The sequence below is a fragment of the Streptomyces sp. NPDC050548 genome, from assembly GCF_044457385.1.
Taxonomy (GTDB): domain Bacteria; phylum Actinomycetota; class Actinomycetes; order Streptomycetales; family Streptomycetaceae; genus Streptomyces.
Genome location: NZ_JBITGV010000011.1, coordinates 211,506 through 235,753, shown reverse-complemented (window position 1 = coordinate 235,753; position 24,248 = coordinate 211,506). Strand labels below are relative to the sequence as shown.

3 protein-coding genes are annotated in these 24,248 nt (G+C 72.6%); 1 reads left to right on the top strand and 2 read right to left on the bottom strand.

The window, feature by feature from the left end:
* Position 1 precedes the first annotated feature (1 nt).
* On the bottom strand, positions 2–1,069 hold the full coding sequence (locus ACIBJH_RS29025; RefSeq protein ID WP_399119817.1) for a FecCD family ABC transporter permease: 1,068 nt from the start codon (positions 1,067–1,069) through the stop codon (positions 2–4).
* Entirely contained in the window at positions 1,066–2,091 is a 1,026-nt protein-coding gene (locus ACIBJH_RS29020) for an iron ABC transporter permease (RefSeq protein ID WP_174479416.1), read from the bottom strand. Before ACIBJH_RS29020 ends, ACIBJH_RS29025 begins: the two co-directional genes overlap by 4 nt.
* 227 nt (positions 2,092–2,318) lie before the next feature.
* On the opposite strand from ACIBJH_RS29020, the gene ACIBJH_RS29015 reads away from it, so the two are divergent.
* A complete protein-coding gene (locus tag ACIBJH_RS29015) occupies positions 2,319–24,236 on the top strand; it encodes a non-ribosomal peptide synthase/polyketide synthase (protein WP_399119816.1) in 21,918 nt (7,305 codons plus the stop codon).
* The last annotated feature ends 12 nt before the right edge of the window (positions 24,237–24,248 follow it).

The window sequence follows — 24,248 nt, the reverse complement described above, 5'->3', positions numbered from 1 at the left end:
ATCAGCCTCCAGAGCCCGCGCGGTTGACGCGGATGAGCAGCCACAGCAGGACCGGCGCGCCCAGGGCGCCGGTGACGATACCGACCGGCAGTTCCGTCCCGGGGATCGCCTCGCGGGCGAGGAGATCCGAGCCGAGGACGACGAACGCGCCGGTGAGACCGGAGACGAGCGGCGGCGGCGAGGAGGTGCCCGCCAGCCGCTGGGCGATCTGCGGACAGGCCAGCGCGACGAACGCCACCGGACCGGCCGACGCCGTGCCGAACGCGACGAGGCCCACCCCGGCCAACAGCAGTGCCAGCCGCACGACTTGGACGGGGGTGCCGAGCCCGGCGGCCACGTCGTCGCCGAGCATCAGCGTGCGCATCCAGCGGCCCATGCCCAGCGTGACCGGCAGCAGCACGGCCAGGGCGATGGCCAGGGAGTCGACCTGGCCCCAGGTCCGGCCGTTGAGGTTGCCGACCAGCCAGCCGAGGGCCGCTTCCGCCTCGAACCGATTGCCGCGCGCCACAAGGAAGTTGGTGGCACTGGAGCAGATCCAGGACACCCCGATGCCGACCAGGATGATCCGGTAGCCGGTGGCCCCGCCCTTCCACGCCAGCGCGTACACGAGCAGCGCGGTCACCAGTGCCCCGAGCAACCCCAGCGTGGACAGCCCGAGTCCACCGGTCCAGCCCAGAACGACCGCCGCCACCACGGCGGTTCCCGCGCCTTCGGTGAGTCCGATCATGTCGGGGCTCGCCAGCGGATTGCGAGTCATCGTCTGGAACACGGCCCCGGAGACCCCGAACGCGATGCCGACCAGCAGCCCGACCAGCGCGCGCGGCAGCCGCAGATCCTGTACGACGATGACCGTGCCCGCGTCGCCCGAACCCCACAGTGCCCGGATGACGTCGGTGAACGCCACGGGATAGTCACCGATGGTCAGACCCCAGCAGAAGAGCAGGAAGGCGCCGACGCCGACGCCAACTCCCGTCAGCAGCAGGCGTGGACGCAGTACCCCGGACACCGGGGGGAAGGTGAGCCGGAACGGCCGGTTGCTGAAGGCGGCTGGTGGTGCGGACACGCTCATACCTCCGCGAGCTTCCGGCGGCGGACCAGGACGATGAAGAACGGGCCGCCGAGGAAGGCGACGAGGACACCGGCCTGGATCTCGGTCGGGCGGTCCACCATCCGGCCCAGGATGTCGGCGGACAGCAGCAGCACGGGTGCGAGCGCGGCGGACAGCGGCAGCAGCCACCGGTAGTCGGGGCCGATGCCGACCCACTGGGCCAGGACCCGGGCGATGTGCGGGACGACCAGACCGAGGAAGACGACGGGACCGATGACGGCGACGGACGCGCCGGTCAACAGCACGACGGCGGTGACCCCTTGGAGTCGTACCAGCCCCAGCCGCCGTCCCAGGGAGGCGGCCACGTCGTCGCCGAGCGCCATGCTGTTGAGGGCGGGCGCGCAGGACAGCGCCAGTACGGCGCCCACGGCGAGGAAGGGCAGGATGCGCACCAGGTCGCCGGAGTCCTGGTCGGCCAGGGTGCCGGCCGACCAGAAGCGGTAGCGGTCCAGCGCGTCCTGGTCGGTCAGCACGATGGCGCTGGTGAACGACTGCAGCAGCGAGGTGACGGCGACCCCGGCGAGCGCCAGTTTGACCGGCGTCGCCCCGGACCTGCCGAGCCGCCCGAGAAAGAAGACCACGACGCTCGCGACCAGCGCCCCGCCGAACGCGAACCACACATAGCCGTACAGCGAGGTGGCCCCGAGCACGCCGACCGCCAGGACGATCGCGAAGGACGCGCCCGCGCTCACCCCGAGAATCCCCGGGTCCGCGAGCGGATTGCGGGTCAGGGCCTGCATCAGCGCGCCGGACAGGCCGAGCGCGGCACCCGTCGTCAGGCCCAGCAGGGTGCGCGGCACGCGTACCGACCAGATGACGTTGTCGATCAGCCGGCTCGGCGGATGGCCCAGCACCGACCGCACGACCTGGTCGAGCGGAACACTGAGCGCGCCCAGCGCGACGGACAGCAGGGACAGCAGGACGAGGAGGGCGACGACGAGGGTCACCAGCACCGTGGTGCGAAGCCTTCTGCCTGAAGCCACGTGCCGGTCTCCATGTCGTCTTCCGGGTCATCTTCCGTGCTCTGGAGCCCTGTTGGCGGACCCTCGGACAGCCCGGCCAGCAGCTTAGGTGAGCATAACCTCAGCTGCTGTGACATGCGCCGGTGGTTCCCGGGAAGGTCTATCAAGTAAGGCAATGCTTACCTTACTATGCGAGCGGTCGCGGCTCCGCTGAGCCGTTCCGCACGCATTGGGAGGCACGGGCAGCTGTGGCGGGCAACACGCTTTCTTCGGGACGGGCAGAGGCGCAGGCAACGGCGACGAACGACTTCTGGCGACGGCGCTTCGCCTCACCGGTACCGGAGACGGCACTGCCGCTGGACTTCCCCCGTCCGCCACGCCAGGACGGCCCGGTGTCCCGCGCGCGCCGCACGGCCGTACTCGACACCACGGCCGACACGGCCACCCAACTCGCCGCCTTCGTGGCCTTGTTGCACCGCTACAGCGGCACCACGACCACCGAGACGGCGGTCGCCCACGAGGGCCTCCCGCTGCGCGTCACCATCGACGGCGGCACCCCGTTCGCCCAACTCCGCGACCAGATCGCCGCCGTACGGGCGGAGGCCGCCGCCCACCACCTGCCGACGACCGATCTCCTACGGCTCCTCGCCCCCGAACCCTTCCGCGGCGGCGGCCTGTTGTGCGCCACGGGCTTCGGCACCGACCCCTGGCACGAGAGCGGCCCACTGGACCTGGCCCTCACGGTGGCCGACGGGGAAGTGGCGGCGGACTACCGCACCGACCTCATCACCCCCGCCACCGTCGACCTGATCCTCGGCCACTACGGCGCCCTCCTCACCGACGCCCTCGCCCGCCCGGACACCCAGGTCGCCGACCTCGAACTCCTCGGCGCCGACGAGCGACAGCGCATCCTGCACGGCTGGAACGACACCGCGCACGACGTGCCCCCGCTCACCTGGCCCCGCATGTTCGCCGACCAGGTCGCCGCCCGCCCGCACGAGATCGCCCTCATCCACGAGGACGTCCGCCTCACCTACGCCGAACTCGACGCCCACGCCGCGAAGTTGGCGCACGCGCTGGTGGCCCGGGGCGCCGGACCCGAGCAGGTCGTCGCGCTCGCCGTACCGCGCTCGGCCGACATGATCGTGGCCGAGGTCGCCGTCCTGAAGGCGGGCGCCGCCTATCTGCCCGTCGACACCGACTACCCGGCCGACCGCATCGCCTACATGCTCGCCGACGCCCGCCCGGTCTGCCTCGTCACCACCGCCGAGATCGCCCCCGACCTCCCGCCGGGCCTCGATCCGCTGGTCCTCGACGCCCCGGAAACGGTCGTCGAACTCGCCGCCCACCCCGCCCAAGGCCCCGCCACCGTCGACGAGTCGACGACCGCGCACGCCGCCTATGTCATCTACACCTCCGGCTCCACCGGCCGCCCCAAGGGCACCGTGCTGTCCCACGCGGGTGTCGCCAAACTGGTCGCCACCCAGCAGGAGCGATTCGGAATCGGCCCGCACAGCAGGGTCCTCCAGTTCGCCTCGCCCAGCTTCGACGTCGCGTTCTGGGACCTGTGCCTCGGCCTGCTCTCCGGCGGCCGACTCGTCGTCGTCCCCGCCGACCGCCGCGTCCCCGGCGCCCCCCTCGCGGACTACGCCAACGCCCACGGCATCACCTTCATGATCCTCCCGCCGGCGCTCCTCGCGGCCATGCCCGAGGACGTCCAACTCCCGCCGCAGGCAACCCTCCTGGCCGGCACGGAACGCGTCTCGCCCGAGCTGGTCGGCCGCTACGCGCGCGGTCGGATGATGTTCAACGCCTACGGCCCGACCGAGGCCACCACCAACTCCACCCTCGGCCTCTGCGATCCGGACACCCCGGCCGGCACCATCGTGCCCATCGGCATCCCCGACCCCGGCACCCGCGCCTACGTCCTCGACGACCGACTGCGCCCCGTCCCCGCCGGAGTCACGGGAGAGCTCTACCTCGCGGGCGACGGCCTGGCCCGCGGCTACCTCGGCCGCCCCGCCCTCACCGCCGAACGCTTCGTCGCCGACCCCTTCGGCGCCCCCGGCGAACGCCTGTACCGCACAGGCGACTTGGTGCGCTGGAAGACCGACGGCCGACTGGAGTTCCACGGCCGCGTAGACACCCAGGTCAAGATCCGCGGCTTCCGCATCGAACCCGGTGAGATCGAGTCCGTCCTGCGCTCCCACCCGGCCGTCGACCAGGCCGCCGTCGTCGTCCGCGAGGACCGCCCCGGCGAACGTCGCCTCGCCGCCTACGTCGTGCCCTCACTGGACGCCGAGGCGACCCCCGACGAGGGCGTCGCCGACTGGAAGGACCTGCACGAACTCCTCTACTCCGCCGCCGGATCGGACGGCTTCGAGGAGAACTTCGCCGGCTGGAACAGCATGTACGACGGCCTTCCGATCCCGCTCGCCGACATGCGCGAGTGGCGCGAGGCCACCCTCGACCGCATCCGCGCGCTACGGCCCCGCCGCGTCCTGGAGATCGGCGTCGGCTCCGGCCTGCTGCTGTCCCGGCTCGCCCCGGACTGCGCCGAGTACTGGGGCACCGACCTCTCCGAGGAAGCCGTACGCGCCCTGGACGCCCAGGTGTCCGCGATCCCCGAACTCGCCGACCGCGTCACCCTGTTGGCCCGCCCCGCGCACGACCTCACCGGACTGCCCGAGGGCCACTTCGACACGATCGTCGTCAACTCCGTCATCCAGTACTTCCCGGGCGGCGACTACCTCACCGACGTGCTCCGCAACGCCGCCGAACTGCTCGCCCCCGGCGGCGCGGTCTTCGTCGGCGACGTCCGCAACCTGCGCCTGCTGCGTACCCTGAGCGCCGCCGTCGAGAGCGGCCGGACACGCGACGAGGCCGACGACGACAAGGAAGCCCTGCGCGCCGCCGTGGACCGGGCCGTCGCCTGGGAGGGCGAACTCCTCGTAGACCCCGACTACTTCACCACCCTCGACGGCCTCACCGCCGACATCCGCGTCAAGCGCGGCACCCACCACAACGAACTCACCCGGTACCGCTACGACGTTGTGCTCCGGCCGCTGGCGACCGCACCCGAGGAGACCCCCGACTCGCCCTGGCCCGCGCTCGGTTCGGCGGAGGCGCTGGACGCGCTGCTCGCCGCCCGCCCGCCCCGGTCGCGCGTCACCGGCATCCCCAACTCCCGCCTCGCCGACGACCTTGCCGCGCTCGACGCCCTCGCCGACAGCAGCAGGCCGGCCGCCGGACCGTACGGCGTGGACCCCGAGACCCTGTACGAGATCGCGGAGCGGCACGGCTACGACGTGGCGCTCACCTGGAACGGGGACGCCGAGGACGGCAGCCTGGACGCCGTGTTCGCCCTCGGCGAGGAGGCGCAGGCGCCGTACCGCCCCGGCGGCGGCCATCAACTCGCCAACCGCCCCGCCCCCTTCCGCAACGTCAACGCCCTGATGTCGACCCTGCGGACCCACGCCACCGAGTACCTCCCCGACTACATGGTCCCGGCCGCCTTCGTCCCGCTGGACCGGCTGCCCGTCACCCCCAGCGGCAAGCTCGACGCCGCCGCACTGCCGGTCCCGGACCTCACCCGGCAACTCAGCGCGGGCCGCGCGCCCGAGACCCCTCGCGAAGAACTGCTCTGCGACCTCTACGCCCGAGCCCTCAAGGTCCCCTCGGTCGGCGTCGACGACGACTTCTTCGCGCTCGGCGGCGACAGCATCGTCGCCGTCCAACTCCTCATCCTCGCCCGCCGGGCGGGCCTGGAACTCACCCCCCGAGACGTGTTCCGGCACCGCACGGTCGCCGAACTCGCCACGGTCGCCCGCACGGGCACGGTCGACGACCCGACCATCACCCCGTGGCAGTCCCTGAGCGATGCAGAACTCGACGCGGTGCAGGGCGAGTTCCCCGTCACCGTCGAGGAGACGCTGCCCCTCGGCCCGCTCCAGGAGGGCTTCTTCTTCCACGCCCTGGTGGACGGCGCCGAACACGACGCCTATGTCGTACAGCAGGTCATCGAGCTGTCCGGCCCGGTCGACGGCACCCTGCTCCGCACGGCCGCACAGCGACTCGTCGACCGGCACGCCCCGCTGCGCGCCTGCTTCCGCCAGACACCCGACGGCCGCCCGGTCCAGCTCATCGCCTCCGGCCTCGAACTGCCCTGGCACGAAGTCGACCTGTCCGCACAGGAAGACGCCACGGTCCGCCGCACCCTCGCCGAGGCCGTCGCCGCCGACGAACGCGCACACCGCTTCGACCTCGCCCACCCGCCGCTGATCCGCTGCGCCCTCATCCGCTTCGGCGAGGACCGCAGCCGACTGGTCCTGACGTTCCATCACATTGTCGCGGACGGCTGGTCCCTGCCCGTCCTGCACCGCGAACTCCTCGCCCTCTACGGCGAGAACCCCACGCCCCTCCCCGAAGTCGCCCCCTACCGCGGCTACCTCCGCCGGATCGCCGGAGCCGACCGCGACGCGGCCCGCGCCGCCTGGCGCACCGCGCTCGCCGGAGTCGACGAGCCCACCCGCCTGGTCGAGACCCCCGCGCCCGCCGGACCGCTCGAACCCGCCCAGATCCGCGCCGAGTTGACCGAACGCATGACCTCGCGGCTCACCGCCCGCGCCCGCGAACGCGGAGTCACCCTCGGCACCCTCGTCCAGGGTGCGTGGGGTCTGCTCGTCGGCTGGATGACGGGCCGCCAGGACGTGCTGTTCGGTACGACGGTCGCCGGTCGCGACGCCGCCGTCGACGGCATCGAGTCGATGATCGGCCTGTTCATCAACACCCTGCCCACCCGCCTGCGTTGGGCCCCAGGCGACACCCTGGGCGGGCTCCTCGACCGGCTCCAGGACGAACAGAGCGCGCTCCTCGACCACCAGCACCTCGGCCTCGCCGACATCCAGCGCGCCACCGGCCACGCGGGTGACGGCGAACTCTTCGACACCCTCGTGGTGTTCGAGAACTACCCCGGTGGCGAGGGTGCCCCCGGCATCACCGACCTCACCGGCACGATCACCGTCGCGGGACACGCCTTCCACGACGCCGTGCACTACCCCCTCGCCCTCATCGTCAAGCCCGGCCGCCGCCTCGACCTGCGTCTCAAGCACCACGCCGGACGCCTCGACGCGGACGCCGTACAGTCCCTCGCCGACCGGCTCACCCTCGTCCTGCACGCCCTGGCCGACGATCCCGGCGTCCGCGTCGCCGACCTCGACCTGCTCACCCCGGACGAACTGACCGCCGCCCACCCGGCGGGGGAGACCCGACCGGTCCCGGCCACCACCGTCGCCGCCGCGTTCGCCGCGCAGGCCGCGCGGACTCCGGACGCGACGGCCGTCGTGTACGACGGCACGATCACCCTCACCTACGCCGAACTGGACGCACGGGCCGAGGAGTTGGCCGCACGGCTGCGGGCCAAGGGTGCGGGCCGCGAGCGGTTCGTCGCCGTCGCCGTACCGCGCTCGGCCGAGCTGATGGTGGCGCTGCTGGGCGTCCTGAAGTCGGGGGCCGCCTATCTGCCCCTCGACCTGGACTACCCGGCCGAGCGCCTCGCGTACATGCTGGCCGACTCGGGCGCGACCACGGTCGTCACGACGGAACGGGACGCGGACCGGCTCCCGTCGGTCGAGGGCCTGGACGTGTTGCGGGTGGACGCGGAGGGCGAAGAGGCCCTGTTCGGCGGAGCCGAGGACCCCGCCCGCCCCGACGACCCCGCCTACCTCATCTACACCTCCGGCTCCACCGGCCGCCCCAAGGGCGTCGTCGTCACCCACCGAGCCATCGGCAACCGGCTGGCCTGGATGCAGGGCGCGTACCAACTCGCCGCCGACGACCGGGTGTTGCAGAAGACACCGTCCAGCTTCGACGTCAGCGTCTGGGAGTTCTTCTGGGCGCTGCGCGAGGGCGCCGCCGTCGTCCTCGCCGCCCCCGACGGGCACCGCGACCCCGCCTATCTGGCCCGCCTGATCCAGGCCGAGGGCATCACCACCATGCACTTCGTGCCGTCGATGCTGGAGGCGTTCCTCGCCTCCGACGAGGTCACCGCCGACCCGGCATGGGCGGCCGGCCTGCGCCGAGTCTTCAGCAGCGGCGAGGCCCTGTCCGGTTCCGCGGCCCACCGCTGGTACGAGCTGACCGGCGTCCCGCTGCACAACCTCTACGGCCCCACCGAAGCCGCCGTCGACGTCACGCACCACACCTACGACGGCTCGCCCGACACCACCGTGCCCATCGGCCGACCCGTGTGGAACACAGGCCTGCGCGTACTCGACTCCTGCCTGCGCCCGGTCCCCGACGGCGTCCCCGGAGAGCTGTACCTCACCGGCGTCCAGCTGGCCCGCGGCTACCACCGGCGCCCCGCGCTCACCGCCGACCGCTTCGTCGCCGACCCGTACGCCACCGGACCCGGCGCCCGCATGTACCGCACCGGCGACCTCGTACGTCGCCGTCCCGACGGCACGATCGACTACCTCGGCCGCACCGACCGCCAGGTCAAGCTGCGCGGCAACCGCGTCGAACTCGGCGAGATCGAGGCCGAGTTGACACGCATCCCGGCGGTGGCCCGAGGCGCGGTCGTCATCCGCGACCAGCGGCTCATCGCCTACGCGGTCCCGGCGGCCGGAGCGGACGTCGACCCCGCCGACCTGCGTGCCGCCCTCGCGGAGGCGCTGCCCGCGCCCCTGGTCCCGGAGGCGTACGTCGTCCTCGCCGACCTCCCGCTCACCCCGAGCGGCAAGCTCGACCAGGCGGCGCTGCCCGCCCCCGAGGCCGAGCGCGCCGAACGCCGCCTGCCCGCAGGGCCGTTGGAGCAGCAGCTCACCGAGATCTTCGTGGCCGTCCTCGGCATCGAGGACGCGGGCCCCGACGACGACTTCTTCCGCCTCGGCGGCGACAGCATCAGCTCCATCGGCGTCGCGAGCCGCGCCCGCGCGGCGGGCCTGGACCTGAGCCCGCGCGACGTGTTCACCCACCGCACGCCCGCCGCCCTCGCGCTGGCGGCCGGCACCGCAACGGCCGTAGCCACCGGCCGTGTTGAGGCATTCGCCCTGACCGAGGCCGAACACGCGCGTGTCCGAGCCGTCGCCGCCCCGGCGGAGGTCGCCGACGTCTGGCCGCTGGCCCCTCTCCAGGAGGGCCTGTTCTTCCACTCGGCTTACGACGAGGGCGCGTTGGACGTCTACACCGTCCACGAGACCTTCGACTTCGCCACCCGCCTGGACACCACCCGGCTGCGCGCCGCCGTCCGCACGCTCCTCGACCGCAACCCGGGCCTGCGCGCCGGCTTCACCAGCGACGGCCTCGACCAGCCGGTGCAGTTCATCGTCGAGACCCCGGAGATTCCCCTCGAAGAGGTGGACCTCTCCCTCCTCTCGGCAGCCGAACAGGACGTACTCCTACGGGAGTTGACGGACGCCGAACGCAACCGCCGCTTCGACCTGTCCGCACCCCCGCTCTTCCGCCTCCTCCTGCTCCGCCTCGGCGCGGAGCGCGGCGACCGGCTCGTCATCGGCCGCCATCTGATCCTCTGGGACGGCTGGTCGGCCTGGCTGTTCCTCGACGAGCTGTTCGCGCTCTACGAGACGGCCGGCAACGCCAACACTCTCCCTGCGCCCGGCAGGTACCGCGACTACCTGACCTGGCTTGAGGAGCAGGACGACTCGGTCGCCACGGCCGCCTGGCGCACCGCGCTCGCCGGTCTCGACGAGCCCACCCTGCTCGCGCCCACCGCCGCCGACGGCCTCGAACCGGTCATCCCCGACCAGCTCGACACCCGCCTCCCCGCCGAACTCGGCGACCGACTCCGCGAGTTGGCGCCCGCTCACGGTCTGACCCTCAACACGATCCTCAACGCGGCCTGGGGACTCACCCTCGCCTCCGCGACCGGCCGCGCCGACGTCGTCTTCGGTACGACCGTCGCAGGCCGCCCCAGCGAGGTCCCGGACGTCGGCAACATCATCGGCCTGTTCCTCAACACCGTCCCGACCCGCATCGCCCTCGACCCCGCCGAACCGGTCCTCGACCTGCTCCGCCGTGTCCAGGGCGAACGCCTCGACCTCATGCCGTACGAGCACCTCAGCCTCGGCGTCCTCCAGGCCGAGACGGGCCACCGCAAGCTCTTCGACACGCTGTTCGTGCTGCGCAACAACGACACCGAGGAACGGCTCGCCGACCTGAAGACCCGGCACGGCGCCACCGCCGTCGCCAACGTCGACGCCACCCACTACCCGGCCAACCTCGTCATCACCCCCGGCCGCGAGATCGCCGTCACCCTCACCCATCGCCCCGACCTCGTCCCGACTGCCCAGGCGCAAGCGCTCCTTGACCGTTTCGCGCTGATCGTCGACCGCCTAACCGCCGACCTCGACGCGCCCGTGGGTTCGCTGGACCCGCTGCTACCCGCCGAACACGAGGCGCTACGGCGGGAGTCGGCGGCCAGCCGGGTCCCCGACCCCGAGGACACCATCGCCGACCTGCTCGCCGCACAGGCCGAACGCACCCCGGACGAGCGGGCCCTGGTCTTCGGCGAGCGCAGCATGACGTACGCCGAACTCGACGCGGCCGTGAACCGCACGGCCCGGCTGCTGATCGACCGGGGCGCGGGCCCCGAGCAGGTCGTCGCCCTCGCCCTGCCGCGCTCCCTCGACATGGTTGTCGCCCTCTTCGCGGTCCTGCGCACCGGAGCGGCCTATCTCCCGCTGGAGTTGGACCACCCGGCCGACCGCCTGTCCCTGATGCTGGCCGACGCCCGCCCGCTCCTTCTGCTGAGCACCACGGCCGTATCGGCCACGCTGGACGGCGAGATGACCCGCGTTCTCCTCGACAACCCTGAAACCAAGGGGGAGTTGGCGGGTCAGCCGCACACTCCCGTCCGCCGCCGCTTCAGCCTCGAACACCCCGCCTACGTCATCTACACCTCCGGCTCCACCGGCCGCCCCAAGGGCGTCGTCACCCCCTACCGGGGCCTGACGAACATGCAGTTGAACCACCAGAAGGAGATCTTCGAATCCGCCATCGCCTCGGCCGGCGGGCGGCGGCTGCGCATCGCGCACACCGTGTCCTTCGCCTTCGACATGTCGTGGGAGGAACTGCTCTGGCTCGTCGAGGGCCACGAAGTGCACGTCTGCGACGAGGAGTTGAGGCGGGACGCGGAGGCGCTGGTCGCCTACTGCGAGCGGCATCGCGTCGACGTCGTCAACGTCACGCCCACCTACGCCCGAATCCTCATCGAACAGGGCTTGTTGGAGGGCCACGTCCCGCCACTCGTCCTCCTCGGTGGCGAGGCCGTCCCGGAGACGGTGTGGACGGCCCTGCACGACACCGAGGGAACGTACGGCTACAACCTCTACGGGCCGACCGAGTACACCATCAACACCCTCGGCGGCGGCACCCTCGACAGTGACACCCCGACCGTCGGCAAGCCCATCCGCGGCACCCGCGCCCACCTCCTCGACGCCTGGCTGCGCCCGGTGCCGGACGGCGTCCCCGGTGAGCTGTACATCGCCGGAATCGGCCTGGCCCGGGGCTACTTGGACCGGCCCGCGCTGACCTCCGAGCGCTTCGTCGCCGACCCGTTCGGCGAGCCCGGCGAGCGCATGTACCGCACCGGCGACCTGGTCCGCCGCAACCCCGACGGCAACCTCGACTTCCTCGGCCGCACCGACGACCAGGTCAAGATCCGCGGCTACCGCATCGAACCCGGCGAGATCGAGACCAGCCTCAGCCGCCACCCGCTCGTCTCCCAGGCCGCCGTGGTCGTCCGCGACGAACGCCTCGTCGGCTACGTCGTCCCCTCCGGCGCCGACCCGTCCGAACGCACCGCCGCCGAGGCCGCGCAGGTGGGGGAGTGGCAGGAGATCTACTCCGACGAGTACGAGGAGATCGGCACCGCCGTCTTCACCGAGCGGTACGACGGCTGGGACAGCTCCTACGACGGCCGGCCCATCCCCTTCGAGGAGATGCACGAGTGGCGCGAGGCCACCCTCGCCCGCATCGGCGCCCTCAAGCCGCGCCGCATCCTCGAAGTCGGCGTGGGATCAGGCCTGTTGCTGTCGCGGCTCGCCCCGGAGTCGGAGGCCTACTGGGCCACCGACTTCGCCGCTCCCGTCATCCGCAAGATCGGCGAGGAGGTTCGGCGCGACCCCGCGCTCGCCGCCAAGGTCGAACTGCGCTGCCGCCCGGCCGAGGACCTGAGCGGTCTGCCGTTCGCCTACTTCGACACGATCGTCATCAACTCGGTCATCCAGTACTTCCCGAGCATCGACCACCTGACCACCGTCATACACGGTTTGATGGACCTGCTCGCGCCCGGCGGTGCCCTGTTCGTCGGCGACGTCCGCAACCTGCGGCTCGCCGGCACCTTCCACACCGAGATCCAGCGCGCCAGGGGCACCGCCGAGCCGGACCTGGAGCGGGCGGTGGAACGCGGACTGCGCCTGGAGAAGGAACTCCTCGTAGACCCCGACTACTTCACCACCCTCGGCTACGGCGTCGACCTGCGCACCAAGCGAGCCGAGCACCACAACGAGCTGTCCCGGCACCGCTACGACGTCGTCCTCTACGCCGACGACCCGGACGTACGCCTGGACACCGTCCCGTCCGTCGACTGGGCCACCGGCAACACCATCGGCGAACTCCTGCGGGGCGACCGGACGTCCGCCGAGGCGATCGGTGAACTCCTGCGCGGCGGCTGGTCCGCGACCGGCGCCACCGCCGAACGCCCGCGCGGCGAACGCCCCGAGGCGCTCCGCTTCACCGGCATCCCCGACGGCCGTACGACCGAGACGGGAGTCGACCCCGAGCACCTGCACGAGCTGGGCACGGCGGCCGGATACCGGGTGCTGACGACCTGGTCGGAGCAGCGGGGGACGTATGACGCCGTCTTCCTGAAAGCGTCCGAACTCCGGCTGACCGGCGGCCTGTTCAAGCCCGGCGGCGGCACGCACCCCTACGCCAACGACCCCACCGCCGCCCGCGAGGCGAGCGCGCTCGTGCGCCGCCTGCGTGAGGATCTGGGCCGCGAACTGCCCGACTACATGGTCCCGTCGGCCTTCGTCACCGTCGACGGCCTGCCCATGAACGCCAACGGCAAGCTCGATGTCCGTGCCCTGCCCGACGCCGAACCCGCCGTCGCCCTCGGCGGCGGACGCGGCCCGCGCACCCCGCAGGAGGAGGTGCTCTGCCGCCTGTTCGCCGAAGTGCTGGGACTTCCCGAGGTCGGCGCCGAGGACAACTTCTTCGACCTGGGCGGCCATTCGCTCCTCGCGACCCGACTGGTCAGCCGCGCTCGCACCGAACTGGGCGCCGAACTCGCCATCCGCGACCTCTTCGAGGCGCCGACTCCCGCGCTCCTCGCGGGCCGTGCGGACGCGGCGAGCCCGGCCCGTCCGGCGGTCACGCCCGTCGCCGACCGGCCCGCCCGCGTTCCGCTGTCGGCGGCCCAGCGACGGCTGTTGCTCGTCGAGGAGATCACCGGCAGCGGTGTCGCCTACAACTTCCCGCTGGTCTTCCGACTCCGCGGCATCCTCGACACCGACGCGCTGGCCGCCGCCCTGCGGGACGTCGCCGGACGGCACGAGGCACTGCGGACGGTGTTCCCGACCCACGAGGGCGAGCCGTACCAGCGCATTCTCCCCGCCGACGCGGCGGTCCCGGCCTGCACGGTCGTCGACTGCGCTGAGGACGAACTGCCCGCGCTGATCGAGTCTGCCCAGCGCCGCCCCTTCGACCTCACCACCGAACTCCCGCTGCGCTGCGAGGTGTTCAGGCTCGGATTCGACGAGCAGGTGGTGGCCGTCGTCCTGCACCACATCACCACCGACGAGTGGTCCGACCGCCCCTTCCTCGCGGATCTCAACACCGCCTACGCGGCCCGCCGCGAGGGACGGGAGCCGGCATGGGCGCCGCTGCCGGTGCAGTACGCCGACCACACCCTCTGGCAGGACGACCTGCTCGCCCGCACCGGTGAGGCCCAACTCGCCCACTGGGGCGAGGCCTTGAACGGCCTGCCCGACGAACTCGCCCTGCCCGCCGACCGACCGCGCCCGACCGAGCCGACCGGTCACGGCGGCAAGGTCCGCCTCGAACTGCCCACCGCCACCGGCCACGCCCTGCGCGATCTCACCACCGCCACCGGGACCAGCATGTTCATGCTGTTCCAGGCGGCCACCGCCGCACTCCTGAACCGGCTCGGCGCGGGCGACGACATCCCGCTCGGTGCCCCCATCGCAGGCCGCACCGACGAGGCCCTCGCCGACCTGGTGGGCTTCTTCGTCAACACCCTTGTCCTGCGCACCGACGTGTCCGGCGACGAACTGACCTTCCGCGAACTCCTGGGCCGGGTAAGGGAGTCGTCCCTCGCGGCCTTCGAGTACCAGGACCTGCCCTTCGACCGGGTGGTGGAAGCCCTCAACCCGCCGCGCGTGGCCGGCCGCAACCCGCTCTTCCAGGTCATGCTCGGCTACCACCACCGCCCCGACGGCGACCCGGACGTGCTCGGCCTCGCGACCGAGTGGTTCGACATGGACACCGGCATGGCCAAGTTCGACCTCCACTTCACGTTCGTCGACGAGACCGGCCGCGGCCGGGTGGTCCTGCTCCTGGAGTACGCGACCGACCTCTTCGACGAGTCCACCGCCGAACGCCTCGCCGGCCGCTTGGCCCGGCTGCTGGACCGGGCGGCGGCCGAACCCGACCGCGCGGTACGGGACCTGGACCTCCTGGAGGACACCGAACGCGCCCTGGTCCTCGGGGAGTGGAACGCAACCGAGCACCCCGTCCCGGCCACCACCCTGCCGGAACTCTTCCGCGCCCAGGTGGCCCGCACCCCCGACGCCACGGCCCTCGTCTTCGAGGGGCAGCGGCTGACGTACGCCGAACTGGACGCTGAAGTGGAGCGCACGGCTCGGGTGTTGGCAGCGCTCGGCGCGGGCCCCGAGCAGACCGTCGCCGTGGCGCTGCCGCGCTCACTCGAACTCGTCGTCGCCCTGCTCGCCGTCCACCGCTCCGGGGCCGCTTACCTCCCGCTCGACCCCGACTACCCGGAGGACCGACTCGCCCTGATGGTCGAGGACGCCCGCCCGGTGTACGTCGTCCGCGACACCCTGCCGACCGGCCCCGAGGACCGACTCCCCACGTCCTACGACCCGTCGAGCCCGGCGTACGTCATCTACACCTCCGGCTCGACCGGCCGCCCCAAGGGCGTCGTCGTCCCGCACGAGGGCATCGTCAACCGGCTGCTGTGGATGCAGGACGCGTACGAACTCACCACCGCCGACCGGGTGTTGCAGAAGACGCCGTCCAGCTTCGACGTGTCGGTGTGGGAGTTCTTCTGGCCCCTGATCACCGGCGCCACCCTGGTCGTCGCCCGCCCCGAGGGCCACCGCGACCCGGCCTACCTGGCCCGGCTGATCCGCGAACAGGACGTCACCACCGTCCACTTCGTGCCCTCCATGCTCCAACTCTTCCTGGAGGAACCGGCCGCGGCCGACTGCACCGGCGTGCGTCGCGTGATGTGCAGCGGCGAGGCCCTGCCCGTCGCCCTCACCCACCGCTTCCACCACGTCCTGGCCGGCACCGAGCTGCACAACCTCTACGGTCCCACCGAGGCCTCGGTCGACGTGACGGCCCTGGAGATCGGACCCGGTGCGACGCGCGTGCCGATCGGCCGCCCGGTGTGGAACACCCGTACCTACGTCCTCGACGCCGGACTGCGTCCCGTACCGCCCGGTGTACCGGGCGAGTTGTACCTGGCGGGCGTCCAGCTCGCGCGCGGCTACCTCGACCGGCCCGGCCTGACCGCCGAACGCTTCGTCGCCGACCCGTACGGCGCGCCCGGCACCCGGATGTACCGGACCGGCGACCTGGCCCGCCGGCACACGGACGGGACGATCGAGTACCTGGGCCGCACCGACGACCAGGTGAAGGTGCGCGGTTTCCGCGTCGAACCCGGCGAGATCGAGGGCGTGTTGACCACACACCCGTCCGTCGCGCACGCGGTCGTGGTGGTCCGGGAGCAGAACCTCGTCGCGTACGTGGTCCCGGCGGGCTCCGTCGAGGTGACGGCGCTGCGCGCCCATGCCGCCGCCACCCTCCCCGCTCACATGGTCCCGGCCGCCTTCGTCACCCTCGACACGCTGCCCCTCACCCCCAACGGCAAGCTCGACCGCGCCGCCCTGCCCGCCCCCGACTTCACGACCGCCGCCGGCACGGATACGGGCACCCCGCCCCGCAGCCCGCGCGAGGAGATCCTCACCGGACTCTTCGCCGATGTCCTTGGCCTCGAACAGGTCGGCGTGGACGGCGACTTCTTCGCGCTCGGCGGCCACTCCCTGCTCGCCATGCGCCTGGTCAGCCGCGTCCGCGCGCTGCTCGGCGCCGACCTCACCGTCCGCACCGTCTTCGAGGCACCCACACCCGCCCTCCTCGCGGCCCGACTCGACGACCGGGCCGACGGCCTGACCGCCCTCGTCCCCACCCAACGACCCGACGAACTCCCGCTCTCCTTCGCCCAGCAGCGCCTGTGGCTGCTGCACCGCATCGAGGGCCCGGGCGCCACGTACAACATCCCGGCCGCCTGGCGTCTGACCGGCACACTCGACCGGGACGCGCTGTCCGCCGCACTGGACGACCTCGCCGTACGCCACGAAAGCCTGCGCACGGTCTTCCCCGAGCGGGACGGCCACCCCCACCAAGTCGTCCTGGACCAGGCCGCGGTGCCCCTGCACCACAGCCGGGCCACGGAGACCGAACTGCCCGCCCTGCTCGCCGGGGCCGCCGCGCGCGGCTTCGACATCGACCGCGAACTCCCCCTCCGAGCCCACGTGTTCGAGGTCAGCGAGAACGAGCACGTCCTGCTCCTGGTGCTGCACCACATCGCCGGCGACCAGTGGTCCGACGGGCCGCTGTGGCGGGACCTCGCCACCGCGTACGAGGCCCGCCGCGAAGGGCACGCCCCCGCGTGGGCGCCGCTGCCCGTGCAGTACGCCGACTACGCCCTCTGGCACCGCGAGGCGCTCGGTGACCCCGACGCCCCGGACAGCCGCCAGTCCCGCCAACTCGCCTACTGGCAGAACACTTTGGCGGGCCTCCCCGATGAACTCGCGCTGCCCACGGACCGCCCCCGCCCGCTGGAGAGCAGTCACCGGGGCGGTGCGGTCGGCCTGACTCTCGATGCCCAACAGACGTCAGAATTGCGCGCGTTGGCCCGGCGCCACGGCGTCAGTATGTTCATGGTCACCCAGGCCGCCGTCGCCGCACTCCTGCACCGGCTCGGCGCCGGGGACGACATCCCGCTCGGCGCACCGATCTCCGGGCGGGCGGACGAGCAGCTCGAAGACCTGATCGGGTTCTTCGTCAACACCCTTGTCCTGCGCACCGATCTGTCCGGCGACCCGACGTTCGCCGATCTGCTCGCCCGCGTCCGGGACACCGACCTCGCCGCCTACGAGCACCAGGACCTGCCCTTCGAGCGCCTGGTCGAGGCGGTCAACCCGGCCCGCTCACTGGCCCGGCACCCGCTGTTCCAGGTGATGGTCGTCCACCTCGACGACGAGGGCGCGACTCCCGCCCTGCCCGGCCTGACCGCGCGCCGCGAGGAACTCGGCCAGCAGGGCGCCAAGTTCGACCTCAGCTTCGACTTCGTCGAGCGAGGCGCGGACGGCATGCGCTGCTGGATCGAGTACAGCGCCGACCTCTTCGACGAGCCGACCGCCCAACTCCTCGCCCAGCGCCTGGAGTCACTGCTCGCCCAGCTAACCCGCGACCCCGACCGTCGCATCGGCGCCCTCGACATCCTCCGCGACGACGAACGCGCCCTTGTCCTCACCGACTGGAACGCCACCACCCGGACCGTCCCCGACCTCACCCTGCCCGAGCTGTTCCGCCGCCAGGTCGCCCGCACCCCCGAGGCCACGGCGGTCGTCTTCGAGGACACCGCCCTCACCTACGCCGAACTCGACCTGCGCGTCGAGAAGTTGGCGCACACCCTCGCCGCGCACGGGGCGCAGGCGGAGGCCGTGGTCGCCGTGGCCCTGCCGCGCTCCCTCGCCCTCGTGGTCGCCCTGCTCGCCGTCCACCGCGCGGGCGCCGCCTACCTGCCCCTCGACACCGGCTACCCGGCCGAACGACTCGCCCACACGCTCACCGACGCCCGCCCGGTCTGCCTGGTCACCACGGACGGCGTCACCCTCCCGGACACCGACGTTCCCGCCCTCACGGTCGACACGGACGGCACCCCCGACCACCCGGCACACGCACCCCTGCCCACCACCCACGACCCCCGCCACCCCGCCTACGTCATCTACACCTCCGGCTCCACCGGCCGCCCCAAGGGCGTCACCGTCCCCCACCAGGGCATCACCAACCGCCTGTTGTGGATGCAGGACACCTACCGCCTCGACGCCGACGACCGGGTCCTGCAGAAGACCCCGGCCGGATTCGACGTGTCGGTGTGGGAGTTCTTCTGGCCGCTCATCACCGGCGCCACGCTCGTCGTGGCCCGCCCCGAAGGCCACCAGGACCCGGCCTACCTCGCCGAACTGATCCGGCGTCAGCACATCACCACGGCCCATTTCGTACCGTCGATGCTGCACGCCTTCCTCGACGAACCCACCGCCACCGGCTGCGCCGACCTGCGCCAAGTGATCTGCAGCGGCGAGGCGTTGCCCGCCCCGCTGGCCACCCGCTTCCACCAGGTCCTCGCCGACACCCGGCTGCACAACCTCTACGGCCCCACGGAGGCGTCCGTCGACGTCACCGCCCACGAGGTCCCCGCCGACCCGGCCACCGTCCCGATCGGCCGCCCGGTGTGGAACACCCGCGCCTACGTCCTGGACGCAGGACTGCGCCCGGTACCGCCCGGCGTGGCCGGCGAACTGTACCTGGCGGGCGTCCAGTTGGCGCGCGGCTACCTCGGCCGCTCCGCCCTGACCGCCGAACGCTTCGTCGCCGACCCGTACGCCACCGAGCCCGGCGCCCGCATGTACCGCACGGGCGACCTGGCCCGCTGGACCCGGGACGGGGAGCTGGAATACCTCGGCCGCGCCGACGACCAGGTGAAACTGCGCGGCTTCCGTATCGAACTCGGCGAGATCGAGAGCGTGTTGGCCGCGCACGAGAGCGTCGCGCACGCCACCGTCCTCGTACGGGACGAACGGCTCGTGGCATACGTCGTACCGGCCGGCGCTCCGGCCGAATCCGCCGAACTCCGCGACCACACCGCCCGTTCGCTGCCCGACCACATGGTCCCGGCCGCCGTAGTGACCCTCGAAGCCCTCCCGCTCACCCCCAACGGCAAGCTGGACCGCCGCGCCCTGCCCGCTCCCGACTTCGCCGCCGAGGTCACCGACACCCGGCCGCGTACGGAGCTGGAGGAGACCCTCTGCGCGCTCGTCGCGGATGTCCTCGGGCTCGAACGGGTCGGTGTCGAGGACGACTTCTTCACCCTCGGCGGCGACAGCATCGTGGCCATGCAGCTGGTGGCCCGCGCACGCGCCGCCGGGCTCACCTTCAGCCCGCGTGACGTCTTCCGCCGCAAGTCGGCGGCGGGACTGGCCACCGTGACCGCGACCACGGCCACCGCCGGGCGCGCCGACGGCACCGTGCTGCTCGACCTCACCGACGACGAGCGCGCCGAACTCGCCGCGCTGCCCGCCGGAACCGAGGTCCTGCCCGTCTCCCCGCTCCAGGCCGGCCTGCTCTTCCACGCCGCCCTCGACTCGGGCGACGACGGCCCGGACGTCTACACCGTCCAGGTCTCCTACGACCTCGAAGGTCCCCTCGACCCCGAGCGGTTGCACACCGCCGCGCAATCCGTGCTCGACGCGCACGAGAACCTGCGCAGCGGCTTCCGGCACCTGTCCTCCGGACGGCCCGTGGCCGTCGTCCCGCGTACGGCCGTACTGCCGTGGCGGCAGCTCGACCTGGCCGACGAGCCAGGGGAGTGGGAGCGGCTGCTCGTCCAGGAGCGGCGCCGGTTCGATCCCGAACACCCACCGCTGCTACGGCTGTTGCTGGCCCGGCTCGGGCCGGACCGGCACCGGCTCGTGCTGTCGCACCAGCATCTCCTGCTGGACGGCTGGTCGTTGCCGCTGCTCACCGCCGAACTGTGGGCCCGCTACGAGGGCCGCACTCCGGCCGCGCCCGCCCCGTACCGCGAACACCTGCGACTGCTCGCCGCCCAGGACCCGGCCGCTTCCACCGCGGCCTGGGCCGAGGCGCTCGGCGGGCTGGCCGAGCCGACCCGGCTCGCGCCGGTCGACCCCGACCGGGCCGCCGTCGTACCGAGCACCCACACCGTGGAGCTGGACCCGGACCGCACGGCGGAGCTGGAGGCGTTCGCGCGTCGCCGAGGCGTCACCGTCAACACCCTTGTCCAGGCCGCCTGGGGCGTGCTCCTGGGCCGACTCACCGGACGCACGGATGTGGTGTTCGGTGCCACCGTCGCCGGGCGCTCGCCCGAACTGGCCGGTGCCGAGTCGATGATCGGCCTGTTCATCAACACCGTGCCTGTGCGGGTGAACGTCCACCCCGAGGAGAGCACCGCCGCCCTGCTGACGCGGCTCCAGGACGAGCAGTCCGCCCTCATCGCCCACCAGCACCTCGGTCTCGCCGACATCCAGCGGGCCGCCGGACTCGGTGAACTCTTCGACACCCTCGTGGTGTTCGAGTCGTACCCCGTGGCCGACGCGGAGGAGCCGGGGGACGGGCCGCGCGTCAGCGTCCGCGACCACGAGGACTCCACCCACTACCCGTTCGCGTGGGCCGTCGAGCCCGCCGAACGGCTGCGGCTGACAGCCGAGTTCCGCCCCGACCTGTTCCGACCGGCCGTCGTACGACGGATCTCGGACGCCCTGACCACCCTGCTCACCGGGATGGCGGCGGACCCGGACCGCCCCGTCGGACGCCTCGACCTGCTCGGCCCCGCCGACCTGGACACCGTCCTGGAGAGCTGGAACGACACCGCGCTCCCGCACTCCCAACGCCTCGGTACGGTCCCGGAGTTGTTCGCCACGCAGGTCGCCGCGGGACCGGACGCGATCGCCGTCACCGACGGCCGTACGACCTACACCTTCGGCGAACTCGACGCCCGCACCGACCAGTTGGCGCGCACCCTCGCCGGACACGGCGCCGGGCCCGAGCGGATCGTGGCCCTCGCGCTGCCCCGCACCGTCGACCACATCGCCGCGATCCTCGCCGTGATGAAGGCGGGCGCCGCCTATCTGCCCCTCGACCCCGACCTCCCCGAGTCCCGACTCACCGGAATGCTCGAAGACGCTCGCCCGGTGCTGATCCTGGCCACGGGCGAGACGGCCGCCACGCTGCCGCCAACGGGCGTACCGGTCCTGCGACTTGACGCCCCGGACAACGGACTGCCGCAGGCGGAACCCGTCGCCCCCGGCCCCGACCACCCCGCCTACGTGATCTACACCTCCGGTTCCACCGGCCGCCCCAAGGGTGTCGTCGTCACCCAGCGAGGCATCGCCAACCTCTTCCACAGCCACCGTCACGACCTGCACCAGGTGGCCAGGGAGCGCACCGGACTGCGGCGCCTGCGGGTCGGCCACGCCTGGTCGTTCTCCTTCGACGCCTCCTGGCAGCCGCAGTTGTGGCTGCTGGACGGACACGCCCTGCACATCGCCGACGACGAGACCCGCCGCGACCCCGAACTCCTCGCCGAGTTCATCCGCGGCCGGGGCATCGACTTCATCGAGGTCACCCCGTCGCTGCTCGCGCAGATGGCGGACAGCGGACTGATCGGCAGCGAGGGCGACTGCCCGCTCGCGGTGGTCGGCTTCGGCGGCGAGGCCGTGCCCGAGTCGCTGTGGACGCGGCTCGCCGCGCTGCCGGACACCGAGGCGTTCAACCTGTACGGCCCCACCGAGGCCACCGTCGACGCGCTCGTCGGCCGGGTCCGCGACAGCGCCACCCCGGTCGTCGGACGCCCCGTCCACGAGTCCCGCGCCTACGTCCTCGACACCGCCCTGCGCCCCGTACCGCCCGGCGTCACCGGCGAGTTGTACCTGTCGGGACCGGGCCTGGCCCGTGGCTACCTCGACCGGCCCGAACTCACTGCCGAACGCTTCGTCGCCGACCTGTACGGCGCACCGGGCGCGCGTATGTACCGCACCGGCGACCTCGCCCGCTGGACCGAGGACGGCCGGCTGGAGTTCGCGGGCCGCACCGACGACCAGGTCAAGATCCGCGGCTTCCGCATCGAACTCGCGGAGATCGAGGCCGCGTTGGACACCCACCCGGCCGTCACCCAGACCGTCGTCGTGGCTCGCGAACACCGGCCCGGCATACGGCAGTTGATCGCCTACGTGGTCGCGGAGGAGACGGACGGGTCGGCCCTGCGTGCCCATGCCGCCGCCGTACTGCCCGACTACATGGTCCCGGCCGCCGTGGTCGTCCTCGACCGGCTGCCGCTGATGTCCAACGGCAAGCTCGACCGATCCGCCCTGCCCGTCCCGGACTTCACCACGACGGGCGGCGGCCGGGCCCCCGAGAACGACGCCGAGCTGACCCTGCGCGACCTGTTCGCGGACGCCCTCGGGCTGCCCGCCGAGGCGGTCGGCACGGACGACGACTTCTTCACCTTCGGCGGCGACAGCATCGTCGCCATGCAACTCGTCGCCCGAGCACGGGCCGGCGGCCTGCGCGTCACCCCGCGCCAGGTCTTCCAGCACCGAACCGTCGCCGCCCTCGCGGCAGTTGCCGTCCCGCTGGGCACCGCCGAACGGCACGCCGTCCACGACGACGGCACCGGCGCCGTCCCGCTCACCCCGATCATGCGCGGCCTGCTGGAGCGTGGTGGCCCCATCGCCGCGTACCACCAGGCGGCCCTGGTCCAGACCCCCGCGGACCTGACCGAACCCGGCCTGCTGACCGTGCTCAAGGCACTCGCCGACCGGCACGACATGCTCCGGGCCCGGCTCATGCGCGCACCGGAGTGGAGTCTGCGGGTGCCCGCGGCCCAGGACACCGAGGTGGGCGCCTGGCTGACCCGCGTCGATGTGGCGGGCACGGACGAGGCCGGACTGCGCGCCGCCATCTCCCGTCACGCCGAGACCGCGCGCGCCGGGCTCGACCCGGATGCCGGAGCGATGGTCCGGGCGGTCTGGTTCGACGCCGGACCACGACAGCCCGGGCGGCTGCTGATCCTCGTCCACCACCTGGTCATCGACGGCGTCTCCTGGCGTGTGCTCCTGCCCGACCTGGCCACCGCCTGGGCGGCGGTCCGAGGCGGTCGTACGGCCGAACTCGCGCCCGTGGAGCTGTCGTTCGCCCGCTGGGCCAGGCTTCTGGGCACCCGCGCGGGCGATCCGGCCACCGAGGACGAACTGCCGTGGTGGACCTCCGCCCTCGCCGAGGGGGCGGGGCTTCCGCTGGCCCGTCCGCTCGACCCGGCCCGGGACACCGTCGCCACCACCCGCTACCTCTCCCTGACCCTGCCCGCCGACCTCACCGAACCGCTGCTGAGCCGCGCCCCGGCCGCCTTCGGCGCCACCGTCAACGACGTCCTGCTCACCGCGTTCGCGCTGGCGGTCGGGGAGTGGCGGACCCGGACACTCGGCGCGCAACGTACAGGCGGGCCCGTCCTGGTCGACCTGGAGGGCCATGGCCGCGAGGAGCAACTCGCGGGCGACGCCGACCTGTCCCGTACGGTCGGCTGGTTCACCAGCGTCGTACCCGTACGACTCGACCCGGGCCAGGCCGACTTGGCGGACGCCTTCGCGGGCGGGCCCGCACTGGACACGGCCCTGGCCCGTGTCCGCGCCCACCTCACCGCGCTGCCCACGGCCGGTATCGGGTACGGGTTGCTGCGTCACCTCAACTCCGGGACCGGCCCGCTGCTCGCCCAACTCGCCGAGCCGCAGATCGAGTTCAACTACATGGGCCGCTTCGACCGCCCGGCGGCGGCCGACTGGTCCTACGCCCCCGAGGACGACGCGGCCGACCTCGACGCCGACCCCGGCCAGCCGATGTCCCACGCCCTGACCCTCAACGCCATCACCGAGAACCGTCCCGAGGGCCCGGAACTCAGCGCCCACTGGGCGTACGCGGCCGAACTCCTCACCGAGGAGCGGGTCCAGGACCTGGCCCGCACCTGGTTCCGGGCGCTGGAGGCCGTCGTACGACGGGCGGAAGCCCTCAACAGGGCCTGAAATCCCAGTACT

Bases quoted from the DNA above. Each gene is read 5' to 3' on its own strand.
- ACIBJH_RS29025 (WP_399119817.1), bottom strand. From the start codon at position 1,069: ATGAGCGTGTCCGCACCACCAGCCGCCTTCAGCAACCGGCCGTTCCGG.